Raw genomic sequence first — 20,489 nt, forward strand, 5'->3', positions numbered from 1 at the left:
GCGAGGACTTCCGCCCCCGACGAGGGCACAAGATGGCGCGCGACTTTCTTGCCCCCGGCTGCATCCCGGGGGCCGATCCGGGGGAAGTACCGGGTGTCCCCGACCTCACACGGGTCGACCTCACACGAGGGAGCACGCCATGGCCCTGCGTCCCCGCTCCCGTCCCCGGACGACGAGCAGCCCCCCCGCCCCCGACCGGCCCGCTGCCGCGGGCCGCCCCGCCGTGCCGGACCCACCCGCGCCGCGGGACGACGCCGTCCCCGCCACCCGCGCCGGCGCCGCGGACAGCGGGGCCACCCCGCTCGGGGCCCGCGTCCCGGTGGTGCACCGCATCGGGGCGGTGGTGGTGGGCCTGGTCATCGGCACGTTCGGCGTGCTCGGCTTCGCCGGGGGCCTGGACTTCTTCTCCACCGAGGGCGAGCGCGTCCTCGGCCTGTCCTCGAACGGCCTGCTCTCGACCATCTCGGTCGTCACCGCGCTGGTCCTCCTCGGCGCCGCCGCGGCGGGCGCCCGCATCGCCTCGACCGTGATGATGGTCGTCGGGTCGCTGTTCCTGCTCTCGGCGCTGGCGAACCTGGCCGTGCTGCGGACCGACTACAACGTCCTGGCCTTCGAGTTCCGCAACGTCGTGTTCTCCGTCTGCGCCGGCCTGGTCCTGCTCCTCCTGGGCGCCTACGGCCGGGTCAGCGGTCACCTGCCGGCCGACAGCCCCTACGCCACGGCCGGGGTGGACGACGTCGAGGGGGACGACCCCGGCGCGGAGTTCCCCTCGACGCCCGCCGAGTTCGCCGCCGAGCGGGCCATGCGCGAGGCCGAGATCGCCGTGGTGCAGCACCGGGCCACCGCCGACCAGTCGCGCCGGGTGGCGGCCATGGCCGAGGTGCACAGCCGCGCCGACCGCCGGCAGGTGTGGATGTCCTTCGACGAGACCCCCGGGCACGCGCCCGGGTGACGGGGGGCGGCGGGCCGCGGGGCACCGCGGCCCGCCGCGGGCACCCGATCCCGGGAGCCCGGACCGCCGGTCACCGGTCCCGCCCCGGCCGGGGCCGGCCGTAGGCTGGCCGCAGCCATGTCGACGCCAGCCGTGCCCGGCCCACCCGCCCGCTCCCGGCCGGACGCCTGCCCGGGGGCGCTGCAGACCCACCCCGCCGCCGACGGGTTCCTGGCCCGCGTCCGGGTGCCGGGCGGGCTGCTCACCGCCGACCGGCTGCGGGCGCTCGCCCGCGCGGCCGCCGAGCTCGGCGACGGCGCGCTGGAGTTGACCAGCCGGGGCAACGTGCAGCTGCGGGGCCTGGCCGACGGCACCGGGACCGAGCTCGCCGGCCGGCTGGGCGCCGCCGGGCTGCTGCCCAGCCCGGCGCACGACCGGGTGCGCAACGTGCTCGCCAGCGTGCTGACCGGCCGGGCCGGCGGGCTGGCCGACGTCCGGCCCTGGGTGCGCGCGGTGGACGCCGGCCTGTGCACCGACCCGCGGGCCGCCGAGCTGCCCGGCCGGTTCCTCGTCACGCTGGACGACGGCCGCGGCGACGTGGCCGGCGCCGGGGGGGACGCCGGCCTGCGGGTGCTGCCCGGCGGTCCGGTGGCGCTCACCCTCGCCGGCCGGGACAGCGGCCTGCGCTGCGGGTACGAGGAGGCCCCCGGCCTGGTCCTCGCCGCGATCTCCGCCTTCCTCGACGAGCACGCCGCGCAGGGCGGCACCGCCTGGCGGCTGGCCGAGCTGGCGGACGGCCCGCGCCGGGTCGCCGGGCGGCTCGGCGCGACCGGCGACCTGCCCGGCGCACCGGCCGCCGCTGCGGGCCCGCAGCCCGCCGGGGAGGTGCGCCAGGACGACGGCCGGACCGCGCTGGTCGCCGTCGTCCCCCTGGGCCGGCTGACCGCCGACCAGGCCGCCGCGGTGGCCGGGGTGGCCGCCGAGGTGCAGCTGACGCCCTGGCGCGGGGTGGCCGTCCCCGACCTCGACGCCCCGGCGGCCGCGGCCGCGGCCCTGACCGGCGCGGGCCTGGTGCTCGACCCGGGCAGCCCGTGGCTGCGGGTCACCGCCTGCACCGGGCGGCCGGGGTGCGCGCGGAGCCTGGCCGACGTCCGCGCCGACGCCGCGGCCGCCGTGGCCGCCGGGTCGCTGCCCGCCGGTGGCGCCCGGCAGCACTGGGCCGGCTGCGCGCGGCGCTGCGGCCGCCCCGCGGGGGACGTCGTCGACGTCGTGGCGACCGGCGGCGGGTACCGCGTCGGTTGAGCGGCCCACCGGTGGGGACGGCCCGCCCGCCGCCGACGTAGCCTCCTCCCGCCATGACTCCTGCCCCCGCCAGCGACCCCGCCGCGCGCCCGTGAGGTACGACTACGAGCGGGACGGCGCCGAGATCTACCGGCAGTCCTTCGCCACCATCCGCGCCGAGACCGACCTGACCGGCCTGCCCGAGGACCTCGCCCGCGTCGCCGTGCGCATGGTGCACGCCTGCGGCCAGGTCGACCTGGTCGCCGACCTCGGCTGGTCCGACGGCGTGGTCGCCCGCGCGCGGGCCGCGCTGGACGCCGGCGCTCCGGTGCTCTGCGACGCGCACATGGTGGCCGCGGGCATCACCCGCCGGCGGCTGCCGGCCGGCAACGAGGTGGTCTGCACGCTGTCCGACCCGCGGACGCCCGGGCTGGCGGCCGGGCTCGGCACCACGAGGACGGCGGCCGCCCTGGAGCTGTGGCGCGACCGGCTGGCCGGGGCGGTCGTGGCCGTCGGCAATGCCCCGACGGCGCTGTTCCACCTGCTCGAGATGGTGGCCGGCGGGGCGCCGCGGCCGGCCGCGGTGATCGGCGTCCCGGTGGGCTTCATCGGCGCCGCGGAGTCCAAGGAGGCCCTCGCCGCTTCCGACCTGCCGCACCTGGTCGTCCGCGGCCGGCGCGGCGGCAGCGCGATCACCGCGGCGGCCGTCAACGCGATCGCGAGCGACGCCGAGTGAGCGGGCAGGGGCCTGGGCCTCGCGACGGGGTGCCGGCGGCGGACGGCCGGGGCGGCGGGAGCGGCCGGCTGTACGGGGTGGGGCTGGGCCCCGGCGACCCCGAGCTGGTCACCGTCAAGGCCGCCCGGCTGATCGGGGCGGCCGACGTGGTCGCCTTCCACGCCGCGCGGCACGGCCGCTCGGTCGCCCGCGCGCTGGCCGAGCCGTACCTGCGGCCCGGGCAGGTCGAGGAGCTGCTGGTCTACCCGGTCACGACCGAGGGCACCGACCACCCGGGCGGCTACCAGGGCGCGATCGACGAGTTCTACGAGGCCGCCGCGGCCCGCCTGGCCGCGCACCTGGACGCCGGCCGCGACGTCGTCGTCCTCGCCGAGGGGGACCCGTTCTTCTACGGGTCCTACATGCACATGCACAAGCGGCTGGCCCACCGCTACCCGACCGAGGTGGTGCCGGGCGTGACCAGCGTCAGCGGCGCCGCCGCGGCCGTCGGCCGCCCCCTGGTCGAGCGGGACGAGGTCCTCACCCTGCTCCCGGGGACCCTGCCGGCCGACCGGCTCGCCGCGGAGCTGGCCCGGACCGACTCGGCCGCGGTGCTCAAGCTGGGCCGCACGTTCCCGCAGGTGCGCGCCGCCTTCGAGGCGGCCGGCGTCCTCGACCGGGCGCTCTACGTGGAGCGGGCGACCTCCGACCGGCAGCGCACCCTGCCGCTGGCCGAGGTCGACCCGGGGTCGGTGCCCTACTTCTCCCTCGCCCTGCTGCCCAGCCCGCTGACCGGCCCGGCGCCGGCGCCGGTCCCGCCGGGGTCCGCGGGAGCGCCGGCCGGGGAGGTCGTGGTGGTGGGCCTCGGCCCGGGGGCGCGGGCCTGGACCACCCCGGAGGCCGCCGACGCGCTGGCCGCGGCCGACGACCTCGTCGGCTACGGCCCCTACCTGGACCGGGTCGCGGTCAACCCGCGGCAGCGCCGCCACCCCAGCGACAACCGGGTCGAGGCCGAGCGGGCCGCCCACGCCCTGCAGCTGGCGCGCTCCGGCCGGCGGGTGGCGGTGGTGTCCAGCGGCGACCCGGGGGTGTTCGCCATGGCCGCGGCGGTGCTCGAGGTGGCCGAGCGGCCCGAGTTCGCCGGCGTGCCGGTGCGGGTGGTGCCCGGGCTCACCGCGGCGCAGGCGGTGGCGGCGCGGGCGGGGGCGCCGCTCGGGCACGACTTCGCCGTCCTGAGCCTCTCCGACGTCCGCAAGCCGTGGGACGTCGTGGTCGACCGGCTGCGCCACGCCGCCGCCGCCGACCTGGTCATCGCGCTCTACAACCCGCGCTCGCGGGCGCGGCCGCACCAGTTGGCCGAGGCCCGGCAGGTGCTGCTGGAGACCCGGGCGCCGGGGACGGTGGTCGTCGTGGGGCGGGACGTCGGCGGGCCGGAGGAGCGGGTCACGGTCACCACGCTCGGGGAGCTCGACCCGGGGACGGTCGACATGCGCTGCCTGGTGCTCGTCGGCTCCTCGCAGACGCGGGTCGGCCCCAGCGGGGCGGTCTGGACCCCCCGGACCCTCGAAGGACCCCGTCCCTCCCACCCCTCGCAGGCTCGGGGCGGCGCCCGGGACGGGGCCACCGACGGGGGCCCGTGACACTCAGTGCCACGGGTGGCACCATGACCCGGACGTGGCGGGCGTCACCGGGTGCGGACCGGGTGCGCCGGCCGGACGGCAGCGGAGCCCGGAGGAGCCCATGGCGAGCACGAAGGACTGGTTCGAGACCGTCGAGGAGGCCCGGTACCGCGCGAAGAAGCGGCTGCCGCGCTCGGTCTACATGGCGCTGGTCGCCGGGACCGAGAAGGGGCTCACCGCCGACGACAACGTCGCGGCCTTCGACGAGATCACCTGGCGCCCGCACGTGGCCGACCTGCACGCCAAGCGCGACACGGCCACCACCGTCATGGGCCAGGAGGTCTCCATGCCGGTCCTCATCTCGCCCACCGGCGTGCAGGCGGTGCACCCCGACGGCGAGGTGGCCGTGGCCCGCGCCGCCGCGGCCGAGGACGTCGCCATGGGCCTGTCCTCCTTCGCCAGCAAGCCGGTCGAGGAGTGCGGCGCCGCCCACTCCAAGCTGTTCTTCCAGATGTACTGGGTCGGCTCGCGGGAGACGATCCTGGCCCGCGCCGAGCGGGCCCGGGCCGCCGGCGCCAAGGGCCTGATCATGACCCTGGACTGGTCGTTCGCCTCGCGGCGCGACTGGGGCAGCCCGCCGATCCCGGAGAAGATCGACCTGCGGAACGCGGTCAAGTTCGCGCCCGAGGTGCTGCGCAGGCCGGCGTGGCTGGCCACCTACCTGCGCAGCGGCGGCATCCCCGAGCTCAGCGTGCCCAACCTGGCCCTCCACGGTCAGGAGCCGCCGAACTTCTTCGGCGCCTACGGCGAGTGGATGGGCACCCCGCTGCCCCGCTGGGAGGACGTCGCCTGGCTGCGCGAGCAGTGGGGCGGGCCGTTCATGCTCAAGGGCATCACCCGCGTCGACGACGCCCGCCGCGCGGTGGACGCCGGCGTCACGGCCATCTCCGTCTCCACCCACGGCGGCAACAACCTCGACAGCACCCCCGGCGCGATCCGCTCCCTGCCCGCGGTCGTCGAGGCCGTCGGCGACCAGGTCGAGGTGGTCATGGACGGCGGTGTCCGGCGCGGCGGCGACGTGGTCAAGGCCATGGCGCTGGGCGCCAGGGCGGTCATGATCGGCCGGGCCTACCTGTGGGGCATGGCCGCCAACGGCGAGCGCGGCGTGCAGAACGTGCTGACGATCATCCGGCAGGGGATCGACGAGGCGCTGCTGGGCCTGGGCAAGTCGTCGGTGCACGAGCTGACCCGGGAGGACGTCGTCCTGCCGGCCGGCTTCGAGCGCCGCTGACCGCCGCCGGGAATGCCGACGCGGCGGGCGGGCTTGTCGGCTGACGTGCCCTTCCGCCGCGTCCCCCGGGCCGTCTCCTTCTGGACGGCGGGCGCCCTGCTGGTCCTCGTGCTGGCCGCCTCCGGGATCCCCTCGCCGCTCTACCGCGTCTACCAGGAGCGGTTCGGGTTCTCCTCGGGCGTGCTGACGACGGTGTTCGGCATCTACGCCCTCGCCCTGCTGGCGGCGCTGCTCGTGGTGGGGGCGCTGTCCGACCACGTCGGGCGCCGCCCGGTCCTGGTCGCCGGCCTGCTGCTGCAGGCGGTGGCCAGCCTGCTGTTCCTGGCCGCGGACGGCGTCGGGTGGCTGCTGGCCGCCCGCGTCGTGCAGGGCCTGTCGGTGGGGTCGCTGACCGGCGCGCTGGGGGCCACCCTGCTGGACTTCCAGCGCAGCGACCGGCCGAAGGGCCCGCTGCTCAACAGCGCCTCGCCCGGGCTGGGGCTGGCCCTGGGCGCGGTCGCCGCCGGCATCGCCGTCGAGGTCCTGGCCGCACCGACCGACTGGGTCTTCGGCACCATGACCGCGCTCTTCGCCGGCGCCGCGCTGCTGGTGCTGGTGCTGCTCCCGGAGTCCTCGCCGCGGGTGCCGGGCGCGCTGGCCTCGCTGCGCCCGCGCGTGCGCGTCCCCCGCGCCCAGCGCGGGGCCTTCCTCGTCGCCGCCCCCTGCCTGGTGGCGCTGTGGGCGCTGGGCGGGCTCTACCTGTCCCTGGGCCCGTCGCTGGCCGCCGACGTGTTCGGCATCGAGGACCACGCCCTCGGCAGCCTGCTGCTCGTCGCGGTCAACGGCATGGGCGTGGTCGGCTCGGTGTCCCTGTGGCGGGCCCGCGCGGACACGGCCATGCTCACCGGCTGCCTGGTCTTCGCCGCGGGGGTGACCGCCACGGTGGTCGCCGTGGCGGCCGGCAGCGTGGTCCTGCTCTACGCCTCCGCCGTGGTCTCCGGGTTCGGCTTCGGCGCGGCCTTCCTCGGCGCGATCGCCGTGGTCACGCGCGGCGCCGCGCCCGGTGAGCGCGGGGGGCTGCTGTCGGGCGTGTTCGTCGTCGGGTACCTGGCCTTCAGCGTCCCGGCCATCGGCGCCGGGCTGGCCGCGGGTGCGGTGGGGCTCGAGCGCACGACCGAGGTCTACGGCGCGCTGGTCGTCGTCCTCGCCCTGTCCGCGGCGGCCGGGCTGCTGCGGCGGCGCCGCGTCGAGCGCCGCGCCGCCGCACGACCGGAGGCGGTCCCGGCTCAGCTGTAGGGGTGCTCCTTGAGCAGCCGGGCCAGGTGGGCGGCGTTGGCCGCCAGCGTGCTCGTGGTGGAGGCCACCGCCTCGGGCGTCTCGTCGAGGTCGAGGTAGTCGGTGCCGCCCATCGCCTGGTCGTTCCAGTAGGTGGCGGCCTGGGCCGGGATCGTGAAGCCGATGTCGTCGAGGCCCTGCATGAGGTCGGCGGAGATCTTGTGCGCGCCGTCCTCGTTGCCGACGACCGCCACGCAGGCCACCTTGCCGCTGATCAGCGGGCGACCGGAGTCGTCGGTCTCCGACAGCTCGCCGTCGAGGCGCTCGAGCACGCGCTGGGCGACACTGCTCATGTGGCCCACCCAGGTCGGGGTGGCCACGACGAGGATGTCGGCGGCCATCATCCGCTCCCGGACGGCCGGCCACTCGTCGCCGTCCCCCATGTCCACCTCGACGCCGGGCCGGACGTCGTGGTCGACGACGCGGACCACGTCACCGGTCACGCCGTGCTCGCCGAGGGCGTCGAGCACCTCCCGGGCGAGCTTCTCGCTGCTGGAGGGCGCGGGGGAGGGCTTCAGGCTGCACACGAGGGCCAGTGCACGGAGGGACGCGGTCTCGGTCATGGGAACCGCCGTGCCCCATCCGGCCGCCCGTCACACGTCCCCGCGGCCGGACCCCTGGCGCGACCGGGCGCGGGCGTGCTCCCCTGACGACGCAGCCGTCCGCGCCCCGGACGGCGGACCCCGGTGCCGGGAGCGGGAGGCGACAGGCGGGAAGCGCGCGTCGAGGGCTCTGGCGCGTCTCCGCGGCAAGTGCTCCAATCTTCAAACAACCGCCGCCGTCCGGGAGCCGCCATGACGCGCACCAACGACCCCGCCGCCCTCCCCCGTGCCGCCACCCTCCGCCCCGTGCAGGCCGCCGCCGTCCTCTCCGTGCTGGTGCTCGGCTGGCAGTTCCTCACCGCCGGCCGGCTGCTCGGCGGCGCCGACGTGCTCACCGGCCACGGCGCGGGCGCGGTGGCGCTGCACGTGAGCACCGGGCTGCTGCTCGTCGCCGCCGCGCTGCACGGCCGCGCGACCCGCACGTGGTGGCCGGCGGCCGTCAGCGCGGCGGTCTTCGCGCTCACCTTCGTGCAGGCGGCCATCGGCAGCGCCGGCGACATGACCGTGCACGTGCCGCTGGCCCTCCTGCTCGCCGTGGGCATCGTCTGGGTCACGGCCTGGGCGTTCCGGCCGGCGGGCTGAGGGTCGCGCGCACCCAGGCGAGCGCCTCACCCACCGTCGCCACCGTGGGCACCCCCGCCGGCAGCGGGGGCCGGCGCACGAGGACGACGGGCACGCCCAGCGCGCGGGCCGCGGCCAGCTTGGCGGCGGTCATCCCCCCGCCGCTGTCCTTGGTGACCAGCACCTCGACGCCGTGCTCGACCATCAGCGCCCGCTCCTCCTCGCGGGTGAAGGGGCCACGGGCGAGCACCACGGTGGTGCGGGCCGGCAGGGGCGGCGCCGGCGGGTCGACCGCCCGGACCAGGCAGCGCCCCGTCAGCCCGGCGAAGACGGCCAGGCCCTGGCGGCCGGTGGTGAGGAAGACCGAGCCGTACCCGCGCACGGCGGCGGCCGCCTCCTCCAGGGTGCCCACCCACCGCCAGTCGTCCCCGGGGCCCGCCGTCCAGCCGGGGCGCTGCAGCCGCAGCAGCGGGGTCCCGGTGGCCGCGGCGGCCGCGGCGGCGTGCGCGGTCACCGTCGCGGCGAACGGGTGGGTGGCGTCCACCAGGGCGGCGACCCCGCCGAGCTCGGCGGTCAGGCCCTCGACCCCGCCGAAGCCGCCGACCCGCACCGCGCCGTCCGGCAGCACCGGCGCGGCCACCCGGCCGGCCAGCGAGCTGGTGACCGCGATCCCCTGCTCGACCAGGCGCCCGGCCAGCCGCCGGGCTTCCCCCGTGCCCCCGAGCACCAGCACCCGCCCGGGGCGGAGTGGACCCGTCGGCGTGACACCCACGGATCCACTCCACCTCATCGGGGGCGGGTGGTCGAGTAGAGGTGGCTGTCGGGGAACTGCGCGGCGCTGAGCACCGGGCCGACGACGACCACCGCCGTCCGGCGCACCCCCGCGGCCTCGACCTGCGCGGCGATGCCGCCGAGCGTGCCGCGCAGCACCAGCTCGTCGTCCCGGCTGGCGCGGGCCACCACCGCGACCGCGCCGTCGGCCCCGTAGTGCTCGGCCAGCTGCGGGGCGAGCTCGGCGATCCGCTGCACCGCCAGGTGCAGCACGATCGTGGCGCCGGTGGCCGCGTAGGCGGCCAGCTCCTCACCCGGGGGCATCGGCGTCGACCGCGCCGAGGTCCGCGTGAGGACGACGGTCTGCCCCACCCCGGGCACCGTCAGCTCCCGCTTCAGCGCCGCCGCGGCCGCGGCGAACGCCGGGACCCCGGGCACCACCTCGTAGGGCACCCCAGCCGCGTCGAGCCGGCGCATCTGCTCGGCCATCGCGCTCCAGATCGACGGGTCCCCGCTGTGCAGCCGGGCCACGTCCAGCCCCGCCCCGTGCGCGGCGACCAGCTCGGCGGTGATCGCGTCGAGGTCGAGGTCGGCGGTGTCGACCAGCCGGGCGCCGGGCGGGGCGGTGTCGAGCAGCTCCCGGGGCACCAGGGCACCGGCGTACAGGCAGACCGGGGCGGTGGCGATGATCCGCGCGGCCCGCAGGGTGACCAGGTCAGCGGCCCCCGGCCCCGCCCCGACGAAGAACACGGTCACGGCGACATCGTCGTCCTACCGGACGACACCGCCTCCACGTGCCGTCCCCGGCCACCGCGGAGCCCGCCCGGTCCCTCGTCGGGGACCCTCCGGGCCCCGCTCCTCACGCCCACCGCCTCCACGTGCCGTCCCCGGCCACCGCGGAGCCCACCCGGCCCCTCGTCGGGGACCCTCCGGGCCCCGCTCCTCACGCCCACCGCCTCCACGTGCCGTCCTCGGCCACCGCGGAGCCCACCCGGCCCCTCGTCGGGGACCCTCCGGGCCCCGCTCCTCACGCCCACCGCCTCCACGTGCCGTCCCCGGCCACCGCGGAGCCCACCCGGCCCCTCGTCGGGGACCCTCCGGGCCCGGCCCGTCACGGCCACGCCGCTCACTTCGCCACGGACCAGATCGTCACGGGCATCGCGGGCTTCCAGCCGGTGAACCCGCCGACCGGTTCGGCGCGGTGGACGGCGAGGCGCACCAGCTCCCCGCCGATCCGGGCGTGCCAGGCGGCGAGCACCGCCTCGCTCTCGACGGTGACCGCGTTGGCGGCCAGCCGCCCGCCCGGCGGCAGCACCTCCCAGCAGGCGTCGAGCAGCAGCGGGGTGGTCAGCCCGCCGCCGATGAAGACCGCGTCCGGGGCCGGGAGCCGGGTGAGCACCTCCGGGGCGTGGCCGTGCACCACCCGCAGGTACGGGACGCCGAGCCGCGCGGCGTTGCGGGCGATCCGCTCGGCCCGCTCCGCGGAGGCCTCCACGGCGATCGCGCGGGAGGTGGGGTGGGCCCGCATCCACTCGATGCCGATCGACCCGGACCCGGCGCCGACGTCCCACAGCAGCTGGCCGGGGACCGCGGCCAGGCGGGACAGGGTCACCGCCCGGACCTCCGAGCGGGTCAGCTGGCCGTCGGACTCGTAGGCGGCGTCGGGCAGCCCCGGCGTGGTGGGCAGCGGGAGCGTGCCCCGGTCGGCCCGGCACTCGACGGCGGTGACCACCAGCGCGGGGGCCGGCTGCGACCAGCCGGCCGCCGTGCCGGTGCGCACCTCCTCCTGCGGGCCGCCGAGCCCGCCGAGCACGGTGAGCCGGCTCTGCCCGTAGCCGCGCTCGGCCAGCAGCGCCGCCACCTGCGCCGGGGTGCCGCCGTCGGAGCCGAGGACCAGCAGCCGCCGGCCGGGCTGCACGTGCGGGTGCAGCAGCTCCACCGGCCGGCCGACCAGGCTGACGACGTCGGTCTCCTCGACCGCCCAGCCCAGCCGGGCGCAGGCCAGCGACACCGACGAGGGCGCGGGGAGCACCCGGACCCGGTCGTGCCCGAGCAGCCGGGTGAGGGTGGTGCCGATGCCGGAGAGCATGGGGTCACCGCTGGCCAGCACGACGACCGCGCGACCGGCGTGCTCCTCGACCAGCCCCGGCAGCGACTCGCTCAGCGGCGAGGGCCAGGGCACCCGCCGGGCGGTGACCGACGGCGGGACGAGGTCCAGCTGGCGGGCGCTGCCGAGCAGCACCTCGGCGCGCTCGACCTCCGCCCGGGACGCCGGGGCGAGCCCCTCCCAGCCGTCGGCCCCGATGCCCACCACGACCAGCGGGGTGCTCACGCCGGCAGCTCCCCCTCCGGGCCCGCCGCCTCGGCCAGCAGCCGTTCCCGCAGCTCGGCGGGCAGCCGGTCGACGTACACGGTGCCGTCGAGGTGGTCGACCTCGTGCTGGAGGCAGCGGGCGGCCATCCCGGTCGCCTCGATCGAGACCGGCAGGCCGGCGGCGTCCACGCCGTCCACCCGGGCGCGGAAGGCCCGCGGCAGCTCGGCGTACGGGCCGGGCACGGAGAGGCAGCCCTCTTCGGTGACCTCCTCGGCCGGCTCCCCCTCGTGCGGCTCGAGGACGGTGAGCTCCGGGTTGACGACGTAGCCGACGACGTCCTCCCCGCGGGCGTCGGGGCAGTCGATGACGAACACGCGGGCGTCGACGCCGATCTGGTTGGCCGCCAGGCCCACGCCGTCGGCGGCCTCCATCGAGGCGAACATGTCGAGGACCAGGCGGCGCAGGTCCTTGCCGAAGTCGGTGACCGGCGCGCACGGCCGGTGCAGGACCGGGTCGCCGCCGTAGGTGACGATCGGCCGGGCAGTGCCGGAGTACCGGCCGGGCAGGCGCATGAGCGCCGATCCTAGGGAGCCCCGGCGCGCCGCCCCACCGTGCACCTCCGCGGGTGCCTCGTGCTGTGCTTGCGCAGAGCACGAGGTCACGGGGAGGTGCACGGTGGGCTCACCGACCGCGGCCGGGCTGGCCCTGGGGGCCCTGGCCGACCTGCTGCTCGCCGATCCCCGGCGCGGGCACCCGGTCGCCGGCTTCGGCCGCCTGGCCGCTGCCCTGGAGCGCCGCGCCTGGCGGGACTCGCGGTCCGCCGGGGCCGGGTACGCCGCGCTCCTCGTGGGCGGGGCGGCCGGTGCGGGCCTGGTGCTGGACCGCGCCACCCGCGGCCGGCCGGTGCTGCGGACGGCGGTGACCGCCGCGGCCACCTGGACGGTGCTGGGCGGCACCTCGCTGGGCCGCGCGGCCGGGGCGCTGCACCGGGAGCTGGACGGCGGCGACCTGCCCGCGGCCCGGGTCCTCCTCCCGGCGCTCGCCGGCCGCGACCCGAGCGCCCTCGACGCGGGCGAGCTGGCCCGGGCGACCGTCGAGTCGGTCGCGGAGAACACCTCCGACGCCGCCGTGGCGCCCCTGCTGTGGGGGGCCGTCGCGGGGCTGCCGGGCCTGCTGGGGTACCGCGCGGTCAACACCCTCGACGCCATGGTCGGCCACCGCTCCCCCCGGTACGCCCGGTTCGGCTGGGCCGCCGCGCGCGCCGACGACGTCGCCAACTGGCTGCCGGCCCGGGTGACCGCCGCCCTCACCGTGGCCGCGGCCCCGGTGGCAGGCGGGTCGGCGGCCGGGGCGCTGCGCACCTGGTGGCGGGACGGCGCGGCGCACCCGAGCCCGAACTCCGGCCGGTGCGAGGCCGGCCTGGCCGGGGCCCTCGGCCTGCGCCTGGGCGGCCGCAACGTCTACGGCGACCGGGTGGAGGAGCGGCCCGCGCTCGGCAGCGGCCGGCCCGCGGGCCCCGACGACGTGCCCCGCGCGGTGCGGCTGTCCCGGGCGGTGTGGCTGTCGGCCGCCGTCCTCGCCGCCGCGGTGCGCGCCGCCGCGGGCGCGCGGCGGCCCGCACCGGGTCAGCGGAGGGTGTCGGCGAGCGGCCGCGCCGGGGCCAGCCGCCACGCGTCCGGGACCGCCTCCGGGGCGGTCGCGGGGGCGTCGGTGGCCCGGCGCCGCGGCGCGACCGGTGCGAGGTCGAGGACCATCCGGGTCGGCGCGAAGGCCTCGGCGTAGCCGATCCGCGCCTGCGCGCCCCAGTGGCGGGCCGAGGCGACGACGGCGTCCGGCTCGACCATGGCCGACAGCTCCACCTGCGAGGCGTGCGCGCCGAGCGCGGCGAGCTTGCCGGAGAGGTAGGCGGTGACGTCGACGAACACCGACGGGGCGAAGGCCAGCGTCGAGGGGCTCTGGTAGTGCAGCACCCGGGAGAGCCGCCGGGCCGCCGAGAGGGTCACGGCCGCGACCGCGCGGTGGTCCTGGTGGCTGTCGTCGGGGGCGTGCACGTAGACCAGGTCGGCGCCGGTCTCCTCGATCGTTCGCTCCACGACGCGCACGGTGGCCGCGTCGGCGGTCACGAGGCAGTCGGTCTGCCCGCCCCACCGCAGCCGGGCACCGAGGGCGCGGGCGGCCTGCTCCTGCTCGGCGCGGCGGCCGGCCACCCGCCGGCTGTCGCCCGGGCCGTTCTCCCCGCCGGTCATCACCAGCACGGTGACCGCGTCGCCGGCGGCCGCGTGGGCCAGCAGGGTGGCGCCGCAGCCGAGCTCGACGTCGTCGGGGTGGGCCCCCACGGCGAGGACGTTACGCATCGTCGCCGCCCGCCGGGGCCGCGGCCGCACCCCGCCGGCGGGACCGGTGCAGGGCGAACGCGCCGACCAGACCGGCCGCGGCCAGCGCGATGACCGGGCCGGTGCCGTTGCCGTCGGCCGGCATCTGCGTGGCCGACGGGCAGACCTTCGAGTACGTCATGGACGGCTGGTACCGCAGGGTCGTCCCGTCGAGGACCCAGCGCGCGTCGCCGTACAGGTCGGCGTTCGTGATCCGCACCGTGAACGCGCCGTGGTGCGTGCCCGGCTGGAAGGTCGTCGGCTGCACCCCCTGCAGCCGGGTCGGGTGGGCCTGGTTGCGGGAGCCGCGCGCGATGGTGACCGGCGCGCCGTACGTGCTGACGTAGCCGACGACGACGGTGTAGCTGCCGTCGCGGTGGTCGGTGTAGCAGTCCACGATGCCGCGCACGCCGCCGGTCGCCCCGGCCGTGCCCGGTGCGGCGACCAGCGCGACGGCGGCCAGGGCCGCGACCAGCAGGGCCCGGGCGAGGCGCGCGGTGGCGCGCGCGAGCGGGGTGTCCTGGGTGCCTTGCATGGCGTCGTCCTCGTCTTCCCGGGGCGATCGGCCCGCCCCTCGGAAGGGGCATCGGCAGCGCGCCGTGCGCGGTCGAGCGCGGGGGCGGCGGGGTCACCCGGAGGGGGTGCGCCGGCCACCGGTGAGCGGGGTCCCGGGTGCCCGCTCAGACGGGGGCGGGCGACCCGGTGCCGGCGAGCACGGCCAGGGCGACCGCGGCCGCCGACGGCAGGTCGTCGACGACCGCCCACGCCCGCGGCTCGTCGGGGGCCGCGGCGTGCTCGCCCTGCCGGACCCGCACGGCGTGCGCGCCGACCGCGGCGGCGACCGCGACGTCCTTGGCCGGCCGGTCCCCGATCACCAGGAGCCGGTCCGCGGGCACGCCCAGCCGGGCGGCCAGGGCCCGCAGCCCGGCGGGGTGCGGCTTGCGGACCCCGCGCCCGCCGAGCGCGTCGGTGACCACCACGGCCGGCAGCAGCGCGCCCAGGCCGGTGGCGGCGAGCTTGGCCGCCTGCATGGCGGGGTTGCCGTCGGTGAGGCAGCCGAGGGGCGCCGCGGCCGCCAGCGCGCGCAGCGCCGCCGCGACCCCCGGGTAGGGGGCGAGCCGGGCGGGGCGGTGCCCCGTGAAGGCGGCCACGAGCGCGGGCACGTGCTCGCCGAGCCGCCGGGCCGGGACGCCGGCGGCCAGCAGCGCGCGGTCGATCGTGCCGCCGGTGTCCGACCCGGCGGCCAGCTCGGCGGCCAGGGCGGCGTGCACCGCCTCCCCGTCCAGGCCGCGCGTGCCGGCCGCCCGGTCGACGGCGGCGGCGGCGCCGGCGAGGTAGCCGGCCTGGGGGAAGAGGGTGTCGTCGAGGTCGACGACCACCCCGAGCGGCGGCGGCCCCGGGAAGGGGGGCGGGGTCACCACGGCAGCCGGCCGTCGGTGTGGTCGGGCTCCTCGAGGGCCAGGAGCGCGTCGGTGCGCGGGTCGGCGAGCACGGCGGCGACCCGCGCACCCGTCGTCCCGTCGCCGTAGGGGCAGGGCAGCGCGGCCGCGCGGGCCTGGCCCTCGGGGCTGGTGTGCGCCGCGGCGGCGGTGAGGACGGCGGCGGCCGCGCGGTCGTCGGTGAGCCCGGCCAGGGTGGTCGTCCCGGCCTCGACCCCCTCCCACCGCGGGGTGGAGCGGCGCAGCACCACGACCGGCACGCCCAGGTAGGCCGCCTCCTCCTGGATGCCGCCGGAGTCGGTGACCGCCAGGCGGGACCGGCCGAGGGCGGCGAGCAGGTCGTCGTGGCCGACCGGCCCCGACAGCGTGACCCCGGGGGCGTCGAGCTCCGCGGCCAGCCCCGCCGACGCGAGGCGGGCGGCGGTCCGGGGGTGCACGGGGAACGTGACCGGGCCGACCCGCTCGGCCAGCGCGCGGACGACGGCCACCAGCCGGGCCAGCCGCACCGGGTCGTCCACGTTCGTCGGGCGGTGCGCGGTCACGAGCACGCCGCGCCGCTCGGCGACCGGCACCGGCCGCACCCCGCGGGCGACGAGGGTGTCGACGACGGGGTTGCCGACGACGAGGACCCGCTCGGCGGGCACCCCCTCGGCGGCCAGGAACGCCGCCGCCCGCTCGGTCGGCGCGAAGTGCAGCGACGCGACCGCGGCGGCGACCCGCCGGTTGACCTCCTCCACGCTGCGCGCGTTGAGGCTGCGCAGGCCCGCCTCCACGTGCGCGAAGGGCACGCCGGCGGCGCGGGCGGCCAGCGCGTAGGCGGGCACGGTGGCCGTGTCGCCGAGCGCCAGGACGACGTCCGGGGCGCAGGTCGCGACCGCCCGGGCGGCGTCGGCGTGCAGGGCCCCGGCGCGCGCGGCGGGGTCGGCGGTGGGCAGCTCGAAGCGCAGGGTCGGCGTGAGCCCGAGCGCCTCCTGGAGCCGGCGGCCCATGGCCGGGTCGGTGTGCTGGCCGGTGTCGACGACGTGCACCCGGTGCCCGGCCGCGGCGAGCGCGGCGACCACCGGGGCGAGCTTGACCACCTCGGGGCGGGTGCCGAAGGGCACCAGCACGCTGCGCCGGCGCGGCTCCCGCGGTGTCACGCCCGCACCGCCACCGGCGCGCAGGGGTCGGCGACCGGGCGGCCGTCGTCGCTGGTGTAGGTCTCGGCGTGGTAGCGGCTCATCCGGACGCCGGGGGTGAACCACAGCAGCGGCAGGTCGGCGTCCGGGTCGCGGACCCCGGTGAGGTAGGCGCTCACGACGTCCGCCCCCGCGGCCAGGGTGAGCGGCAGGCCGCCGGAGAAGCGCGGGTTGACCTCGACGACGGTCACCCGCCCGTCGTCGCCGACGAAGCCCTGCACGTTGGCCGGGCCGGTCAGCCCGACCGCGGCCAGCGCGTCGGCCACGACCGCGGTGACCGCGGCGGAGTCGAAGGTGCTGCCCTTGACCGAGATGCCGGCCCTGGTCTCCTCGCGCCAGCGCGGGACCACGGTGCGCAGCTCGCCGTCGCGGCCGACCAGCGCGTCGGCCGTCCACTCCCGGCCGGCCAGCCGGCTCTGCGCGACCAGGTCCGGGTCGGCCGCGAGCGCGGCGGCGACCTCGGCGGCGGTCGCGAGCAGCCGGACCCCGCGGCTGCCGCGCCCCGCGCGCGGCTTGACCACCCAGGGCCCGGGGACGCCGGGCAGGTCCGCCGCCCGGGCAGCGGTCGCCGGGTGCGGCACACCGGTCGCCCGCATCCGCTCGGCGAACCGGGCCTTGTCGCAGCACACCCGCACCGCCGCGGGCGGGGCCGGCCAGGTGGCGACCCCGGCCGCGGCCAGCCGGGCGGCGCCGGCGGCCAGGGCCGGGAGCTCCTCGGCCACGGTCGGCACCAGGGCGTCGGCGCCGTAGGCGGTGGCCACCCCGATCAGCGCGTCCACGAAGCGCGGGTGGTCCGCGCGCGGCACGGTGACCGCGACGTCGGCCAGGGCGCCGCCGGCCGCCGTCCAGTCGGCGTCGGCGGCGACCACCCGGTGGCCGAGGGCGACCAGGCGGCGGACCACCGCGACCCCGGCCGGGCCGCCGGAGCCGGTCACCAGCACGGCGGGCGGCGTCCGGGGGCCGGCCGCGACCCGCGGGGCGGGCACGGCGGGGGCGGGCGAGCGGGTCACGGGGCGTCCTGCGGGTGAGTGGGGCCGGGCTGCACCGGGCGGGCGAAGGAGGCGGGCCGGTCGCCGCGGGCGCGGTGCCGGCCGACCGCCGGGGTCCCGTCACCGGCCGGCGGCGGCGCGGGCGGGCCGCCCGGGACGGCGAGCCGCGGCGCCGGGAGGGTGCGCAGGGCGCCGGTCACCGGCTCGGCGGGGACGACGGGGCCGGGGCCCCTGGCGGAGCGGGCGAGCAGCCAGCCGCGCGCCCACAGGCGGAGCGCGGCGATGCGGTGCCCCGTCACCGGCTCCCACTGCCGGGCGGCGACCGCCTCGGCGAGGGCGTCCAGCACCGCCGGGTCCTCCTCGTAGGTGGCCACCGCGACCAGCGAGGCGGTGTGCACCCCGAGCCCGTCGGCGGCCAGCTCCCGCACGCGTGCGGCCCGCAGGTCGGCGGGCAGGTGGCCGATCCGGTAGTCGATCCGCGCGGCCTCGCGGCGGGCGGCCAGCCGCCGGGAGACACCGCGGGGCAGCAGGAACCGGTGCAGCAGGCCGGCGAGCCTCCTGCGGCCCCCACCGGCGCCGTCCCCGGTCTCGTCGACCCGGTAGCCCAGCCCCGGGCGGGCCCAGCCGTCGGGGCGCCGGGCGGTGTGCCGTCCGGCGGCGTCCTGCTCCGCCCGCTCCGGGGCGGGCAGCGCCACGTACACCAGGACGAGGAAGCCGCCCAGGGTGGCGGCGAGGTTCCACACGGTGCCGACCCAGTCGTGGAAGAGCACCAGCGCGCCGTCCCCCCACCACAACCCGGCCAGCGTCGAGAGCAGCAGCCGGAGGTGGTTGAGCAGCAGCACGAGCCCGACGGCGACCACGAGGCCGCCCAGCGCGTGCAGCGCGCGGCTGCGCAGGACCACGGCGGTCAGCGCGGTGAGGCCGAGCACCGAGAGCACCGACGAGCAGGAGGCGGTGACGACCGCGTCGATGATGTACGGGGGGCTGTCGCGGAAGACGAGCACGTGCTGCGGCAGCACGCCCGAGACCTCCCCGATGCCGGCCAGCCGCAGGACGGCGACGACGCCGCGCGCCTCGACCGTCTGCAGCGGGCCCGCCAGGTACCGGAAGCCGAGCACGCAGATGGCCGCGGCCAGCCCCAGGTCGGCCAGCACGGGCAGGAGGCGCCGGGTGCTGCCCGGCGAGCGGCCGGAGCGCGCCGGGAGGGTGGCGCCGGAGGTGGTCGCGGCGGTCACCGGCCCGCTCCCCCGCGGGGCGCCGCGGACGACCGCGGGTGGGCGGGCGGGGCGCCGGGTGCCGGGGCCGGCGGTTCGCGGCGCACGGTCGACGTCGCCCCGGACCGCGAGGTCTTCGCCCACGTGTAGGGCCGGCCGAGCATGCCGTCCAGGTAGGCCCGCGAGGTGATCCAGATGGACAGCGCGAAGGCCGGCAGGAAGCCCAGCAGCCGCCACGCCGAGCGCCGCTCGACCCGCCCGACCAGGAGGCCGACGCACAGCTCGGCCAGCGGGCCGACGAAGAGCAGCATCGACAGCGGCAGCAGCGCCACGAACGGCAGGTCACCGATGCCGGAGGCGCGCAGCGCGGTGAGCACCAGGCCCAGCCCGCAGAGCATCGGCACGTGGTAGACGAGCAGGAACAGCGTCGTCTCGACCTTCTCGAGCCAGGACAGGTGCGGTGAGCGCATCAGCGGCCACCAGTGGTCGCGGGCGCACTTCTGGTGGCCCCGGGCCCAGCGGTAGCGCTGCCGCCAGAAGCGCTGGGTGTTGAGCACCGCCTCCTCGAAGTCGATGGCCGAGACGTCGTAGCGCACCCGCTGGCCGGCGAGGAGCACCCGCAGCGTCAGGTCGGTGTCCTCGGTCACCGTCCCCGGGTCCCACCCGCCGAGCGCGCGCAGCGTGGACATCCGCACCGCGCAGTTGGCACCGCCGTAGGCCGGCAGCTCGAACAGCGCCTGCCGGCCGTACTCGTTGACCAGGTAGCCGGACAGGTAGTCGACGAAGACCGTGCCGGCCGTCGCGGAGTCGCGGCCGTTGCGGATGACGCAGCGACCCATCACCGCCCCCACGGCGGGGTCGCGGAAGTGCCGGACCAGCCGGCGCAGGGCGGAGGGCTCGGGCTCGTGGTCGGCGTCGAAGACCAGCACGACCTCGGCGTCGACCAGGGCGAGGGCGTCGTTCAGGGCGCCCGACTTGCCCCCGCCGGCCCCCGGCGGGCGGTGCAGCACCCGCAGCCGGGGCTCCGCCGCGGCCCAGGCGTCGAGCCGGGCGCCGGTGCCGTCGGCGGAGCCGTCGTCGACGACGACGAGGGCCAGCCGGTCGGCGGGGTAGTCCAGCGCGAGCAGTGCGGTCACCAGGCCGTCGACGACGAGCTCCTCGTCCTTGCAGCCGACCAGGACCGCCACCGACGGGGTGTACGTGCCCAGGCCCGCGTCGGCGGCGAGCAGGTCGCGCTCGGCCCAGCGGGCGGCGGCGACGGCGAAGGCCAGGTGCCGGCAGAAGTAGACCGCGAAGACGACGTTGAGGACGCCGGCGAGCACCCCGAGGGTGGGGTCCACGCCGAAGGCGGCCAGCGCCGCGGCCAGGGCGACGGCGTAGCCGAGGAGGACCAGCGGCCGGCCCTCGGGCCGGGGCCCGGGGCCCGGAGCGGCCGGGGCGGGGACGCCGGGAGGCCCGGGGAGCGCCGTCACCGACACGCCGCCTCCTCCCCGCCGGACCGGACGGGCGGGCCTCGGGGCCCGCCCGTCCGGTCATCGGCAGGTCGGTGGCGATCCTGTAGCGCAGCACCCGCCCGCGCCCGGGACGGCGGGTGCCGGGGTGGTGCGGATCACCGCAGCACCGGCCGCCGGGCCGGCAGCCGGCGGGCCCGCCGCGGCGCGCCGCCGCGGGCCGGCCGCCGGCGGCGCGGGGCCAGCGCGCCCCGCGGCTCGGCGAGCACCGGGAAGCCGGCGGGGTCGGTGCGCGGCCGGCTCGCCGGCGGGTCGCCGGGGCCCCGGCCACCGCGCAGGGTGACGACGAGGGTGGCGATCGACAGCCAGGCCAGTCCGAGCATGGTCAGGGTCACGGCGAGGATCCCGAGGGTCATGGGCAGAGAGTGGCACCATCGGGGCTGGACG

At 78.7% G+C, this 20,489-nt stretch carries 20 protein-coding genes and 1 pseudogene; 8 read left to right on the forward strand and 13 right to left on the reverse strand.

Features of this window, described 5'->3' with window-relative positions; translation table 11 throughout:
• The first annotated feature begins 139 nt into the window (after positions 1-139).
• The 6 genes from D0Z06_RS06130 (at position 140) to D0Z06_RS06155 (ending at position 7,112) form a co-directional block, all read left to right on the forward strand.
• Entirely contained in the window at positions 140-952 is an 813-nt protein-coding gene (locus tag D0Z06_RS06130) for a DUF4383 domain-containing protein (RefSeq protein ID WP_199522159.1), read from the forward strand.
• A 117-nt stretch (positions 953-1,069) separates the two neighbouring features.
• Complete coding sequence (locus D0Z06_RS06135; RefSeq protein ID WP_117376492.1) at positions 1,070-2,233, forward strand: precorrin-3B synthase; 1,164 nt, start codon at positions 1,070-1,072, stop codon at positions 2,231-2,233.
• Between the two features lie 91 nt (positions 2,234-2,324).
• A complete protein-coding gene (locus tag D0Z06_RS06140; RefSeq protein ID WP_117376493.1) occupies positions 2,325-2,948 on the forward strand; it encodes a precorrin-8X methylmutase in 624 nt (207 codons plus the stop codon).
• A 29-nt stretch (positions 2,949-2,977) separates the two neighbouring features.
• A complete protein-coding gene (locus D0Z06_RS06145) occupies positions 2,978-4,567 on the forward strand; it encodes a precorrin-2 C(20)-methyltransferase (RefSeq protein ID WP_117376494.1) in 1,590 nt (529 codons plus the stop codon).
• 100 nt (positions 4,568-4,667) lie between these two features.
• The gene (mftD, locus tag D0Z06_RS06150; protein ID WP_117376495.1) at positions 4,668-5,837 is read left to right on the forward strand and encodes a pre-mycofactocin synthase MftD; all 1,170 of its coding nucleotides are present in this window, start codon (positions 4,668-4,670) and stop codon (positions 5,835-5,837) included.
• 45 nt (positions 5,838-5,882) lie between these two features.
• Entirely contained in the window at positions 5,883-7,112 is a 1,230-nt protein-coding gene (locus D0Z06_RS06155; RefSeq protein ID WP_233517487.1) for an MFS transporter, read from the forward strand.
• Here the strand turns inward: D0Z06_RS06155 and D0Z06_RS06160 are convergent.
• Positions 7,103-7,714 carry a flavodoxin family protein gene (locus tag D0Z06_RS06160; protein WP_117376497.1) on the reverse strand — a complete coding sequence of 204 codons (612 nt, stop codon included), beginning with the start codon at positions 7,712-7,714 and terminating at the stop codon, positions 7,103-7,105. The two genes, D0Z06_RS06155 and D0Z06_RS06160, sit on opposite strands and share 10 nt — an antisense overlap.
• Before the next feature lie 231 nt (positions 7,715-7,945).
• Between D0Z06_RS06160 and D0Z06_RS06165 the strand changes: the two genes are divergently transcribed.
• Positions 7,946-8,335 (forward strand): hypothetical protein, encoded by a 390-nt coding sequence (locus D0Z06_RS06165; protein WP_199522160.1) that lies wholly within the window; start codon positions 7,946-7,948, stop codon positions 8,333-8,335.
• Here D0Z06_RS06165 and D0Z06_RS06170 read toward each other — a convergent pair.
• The 4 genes from D0Z06_RS06170 to def form a co-directional block, all read right to left on the reverse strand.
• On the reverse strand, positions 8,304-9,047 hold the full coding sequence (locus D0Z06_RS06170; protein WP_233517488.1) for a cobalt-precorrin-6A reductase: 744 nt from the start codon (positions 9,045-9,047) through the stop codon (positions 8,304-8,306). The genes D0Z06_RS06165 and D0Z06_RS06170 overlap by 32 nt on opposite strands.
• A 53-nt stretch (positions 9,048-9,100) precedes the next feature.
• Complete coding sequence (gene cobM / locus D0Z06_RS06175; protein WP_117376499.1) at positions 9,101-9,841, reverse strand: precorrin-4 C(11)-methyltransferase; 741 nt, start codon at positions 9,839-9,841, stop codon at positions 9,101-9,103.
• Between the two features lie 370 nt (positions 9,842-10,211).
• A complete protein-coding gene (gene cbiE, locus D0Z06_RS06185; protein ID WP_117376501.1) occupies positions 10,212-11,417 on the reverse strand; it encodes a precorrin-6y C5,15-methyltransferase (decarboxylating) subunit CbiE in 1,206 nt (401 codons plus the stop codon).
• The gene (def, locus tag D0Z06_RS06190) at positions 11,414-11,971 is read right to left on the reverse strand and encodes a peptide deformylase (RefSeq protein WP_117376502.1); all 558 of its coding nucleotides are present in this window, start codon (positions 11,969-11,971) and stop codon (positions 11,414-11,416) included. The genes cbiE and def overlap by 4 nt, the downstream gene beginning before the upstream one ends.
• Here def and D0Z06_RS06195 point away from each other — a divergent pair.
• A pseudogene (locus D0Z06_RS06195) lies at positions 11,970-12,992 on the forward strand (cobalamin biosynthesis protein); the annotation flags it as partial. The gene def and the pseudogene D0Z06_RS06195 sit on opposite strands and share 2 nt — an antisense overlap.
• Before the next feature lie 32 nt (positions 12,993-13,024).
• Here D0Z06_RS06195 and D0Z06_RS27255 read toward each other — a convergent pair.
• The 8 genes from D0Z06_RS27255 to D0Z06_RS06235 all read right to left on the reverse strand — a co-directional run bounded on the left by D0Z06_RS27255 (position 13,025) and on the right by D0Z06_RS06235 (position 20,458).
• Positions 13,025-13,735, reverse strand: coding sequence for a PIG-L deacetylase family protein (locus tag D0Z06_RS27255; protein WP_233517489.1), 711 nt, complete (start codon positions 13,733-13,735; stop codon positions 13,025-13,027).
• Between the two features lie 10 nt (positions 13,736-13,745).
• A complete protein-coding gene (locus tag D0Z06_RS06205; protein WP_117376504.1) occupies positions 13,746-14,306 on the reverse strand; it encodes a hypothetical protein in 561 nt (186 codons plus the stop codon).
• Between the two features lie 145 nt (positions 14,307-14,451).
• Positions 14,452-15,189: an HAD family hydrolase gene (locus D0Z06_RS06210; RefSeq protein ID WP_117376670.1), complete on the reverse strand. Its 738-nt coding sequence runs from the start codon at positions 15,187-15,189 to the stop codon at positions 14,452-14,454.
• Positions 15,186-16,349, reverse strand: coding sequence for a non-hydrolyzing UDP-N-acetylglucosamine 2-epimerase (gene wecB / locus D0Z06_RS06215; RefSeq protein ID WP_117376505.1), 1,164 nt, complete (start codon positions 16,347-16,349; stop codon positions 15,186-15,188). Before wecB ends, D0Z06_RS06210 begins: the two co-directional genes overlap by 4 nt.
• On the reverse strand, positions 16,346-17,398 hold the full coding sequence (locus D0Z06_RS06220; protein ID WP_117376506.1) for an ATP-grasp domain-containing protein: 1,053 nt from the start codon (positions 17,396-17,398) through the stop codon (positions 16,346-16,348). The genes wecB and D0Z06_RS06220 overlap by 4 nt, the downstream gene beginning before the upstream one ends.
• Entirely contained in the window at positions 17,395-18,612 is a 1,218-nt protein-coding gene (locus tag D0Z06_RS06225) for an archaeosortase/exosortase family protein (RefSeq protein ID WP_158579892.1), read from the reverse strand. Before D0Z06_RS06225 ends, D0Z06_RS06220 begins: the two co-directional genes overlap by 4 nt.
• Positions 18,609-20,069, reverse strand: coding sequence for a glycosyltransferase family 2 protein (locus D0Z06_RS06230; protein ID WP_117376508.1), 1,461 nt, complete (start codon positions 20,067-20,069; stop codon positions 18,609-18,611). The genes D0Z06_RS06225 and D0Z06_RS06230 overlap by 4 nt, the downstream gene beginning before the upstream one ends.
• 131 nt (positions 20,070-20,200) lie before the next feature.
• A complete protein-coding gene (locus tag D0Z06_RS06235; protein WP_117376509.1) occupies positions 20,201-20,458 on the reverse strand; it encodes a hypothetical protein in 258 nt (85 codons plus the stop codon).
• Positions 20,459-20,489: the final 31 nt, after the last annotated feature.

Origin of the sequence: Geodermatophilus marinus, from assembly GCF_003428645.1 — a bacterium.
Taxonomy (GTDB): domain Bacteria; phylum Actinomycetota; class Actinomycetes; order Mycobacteriales; family Geodermatophilaceae; genus Geodermatophilus.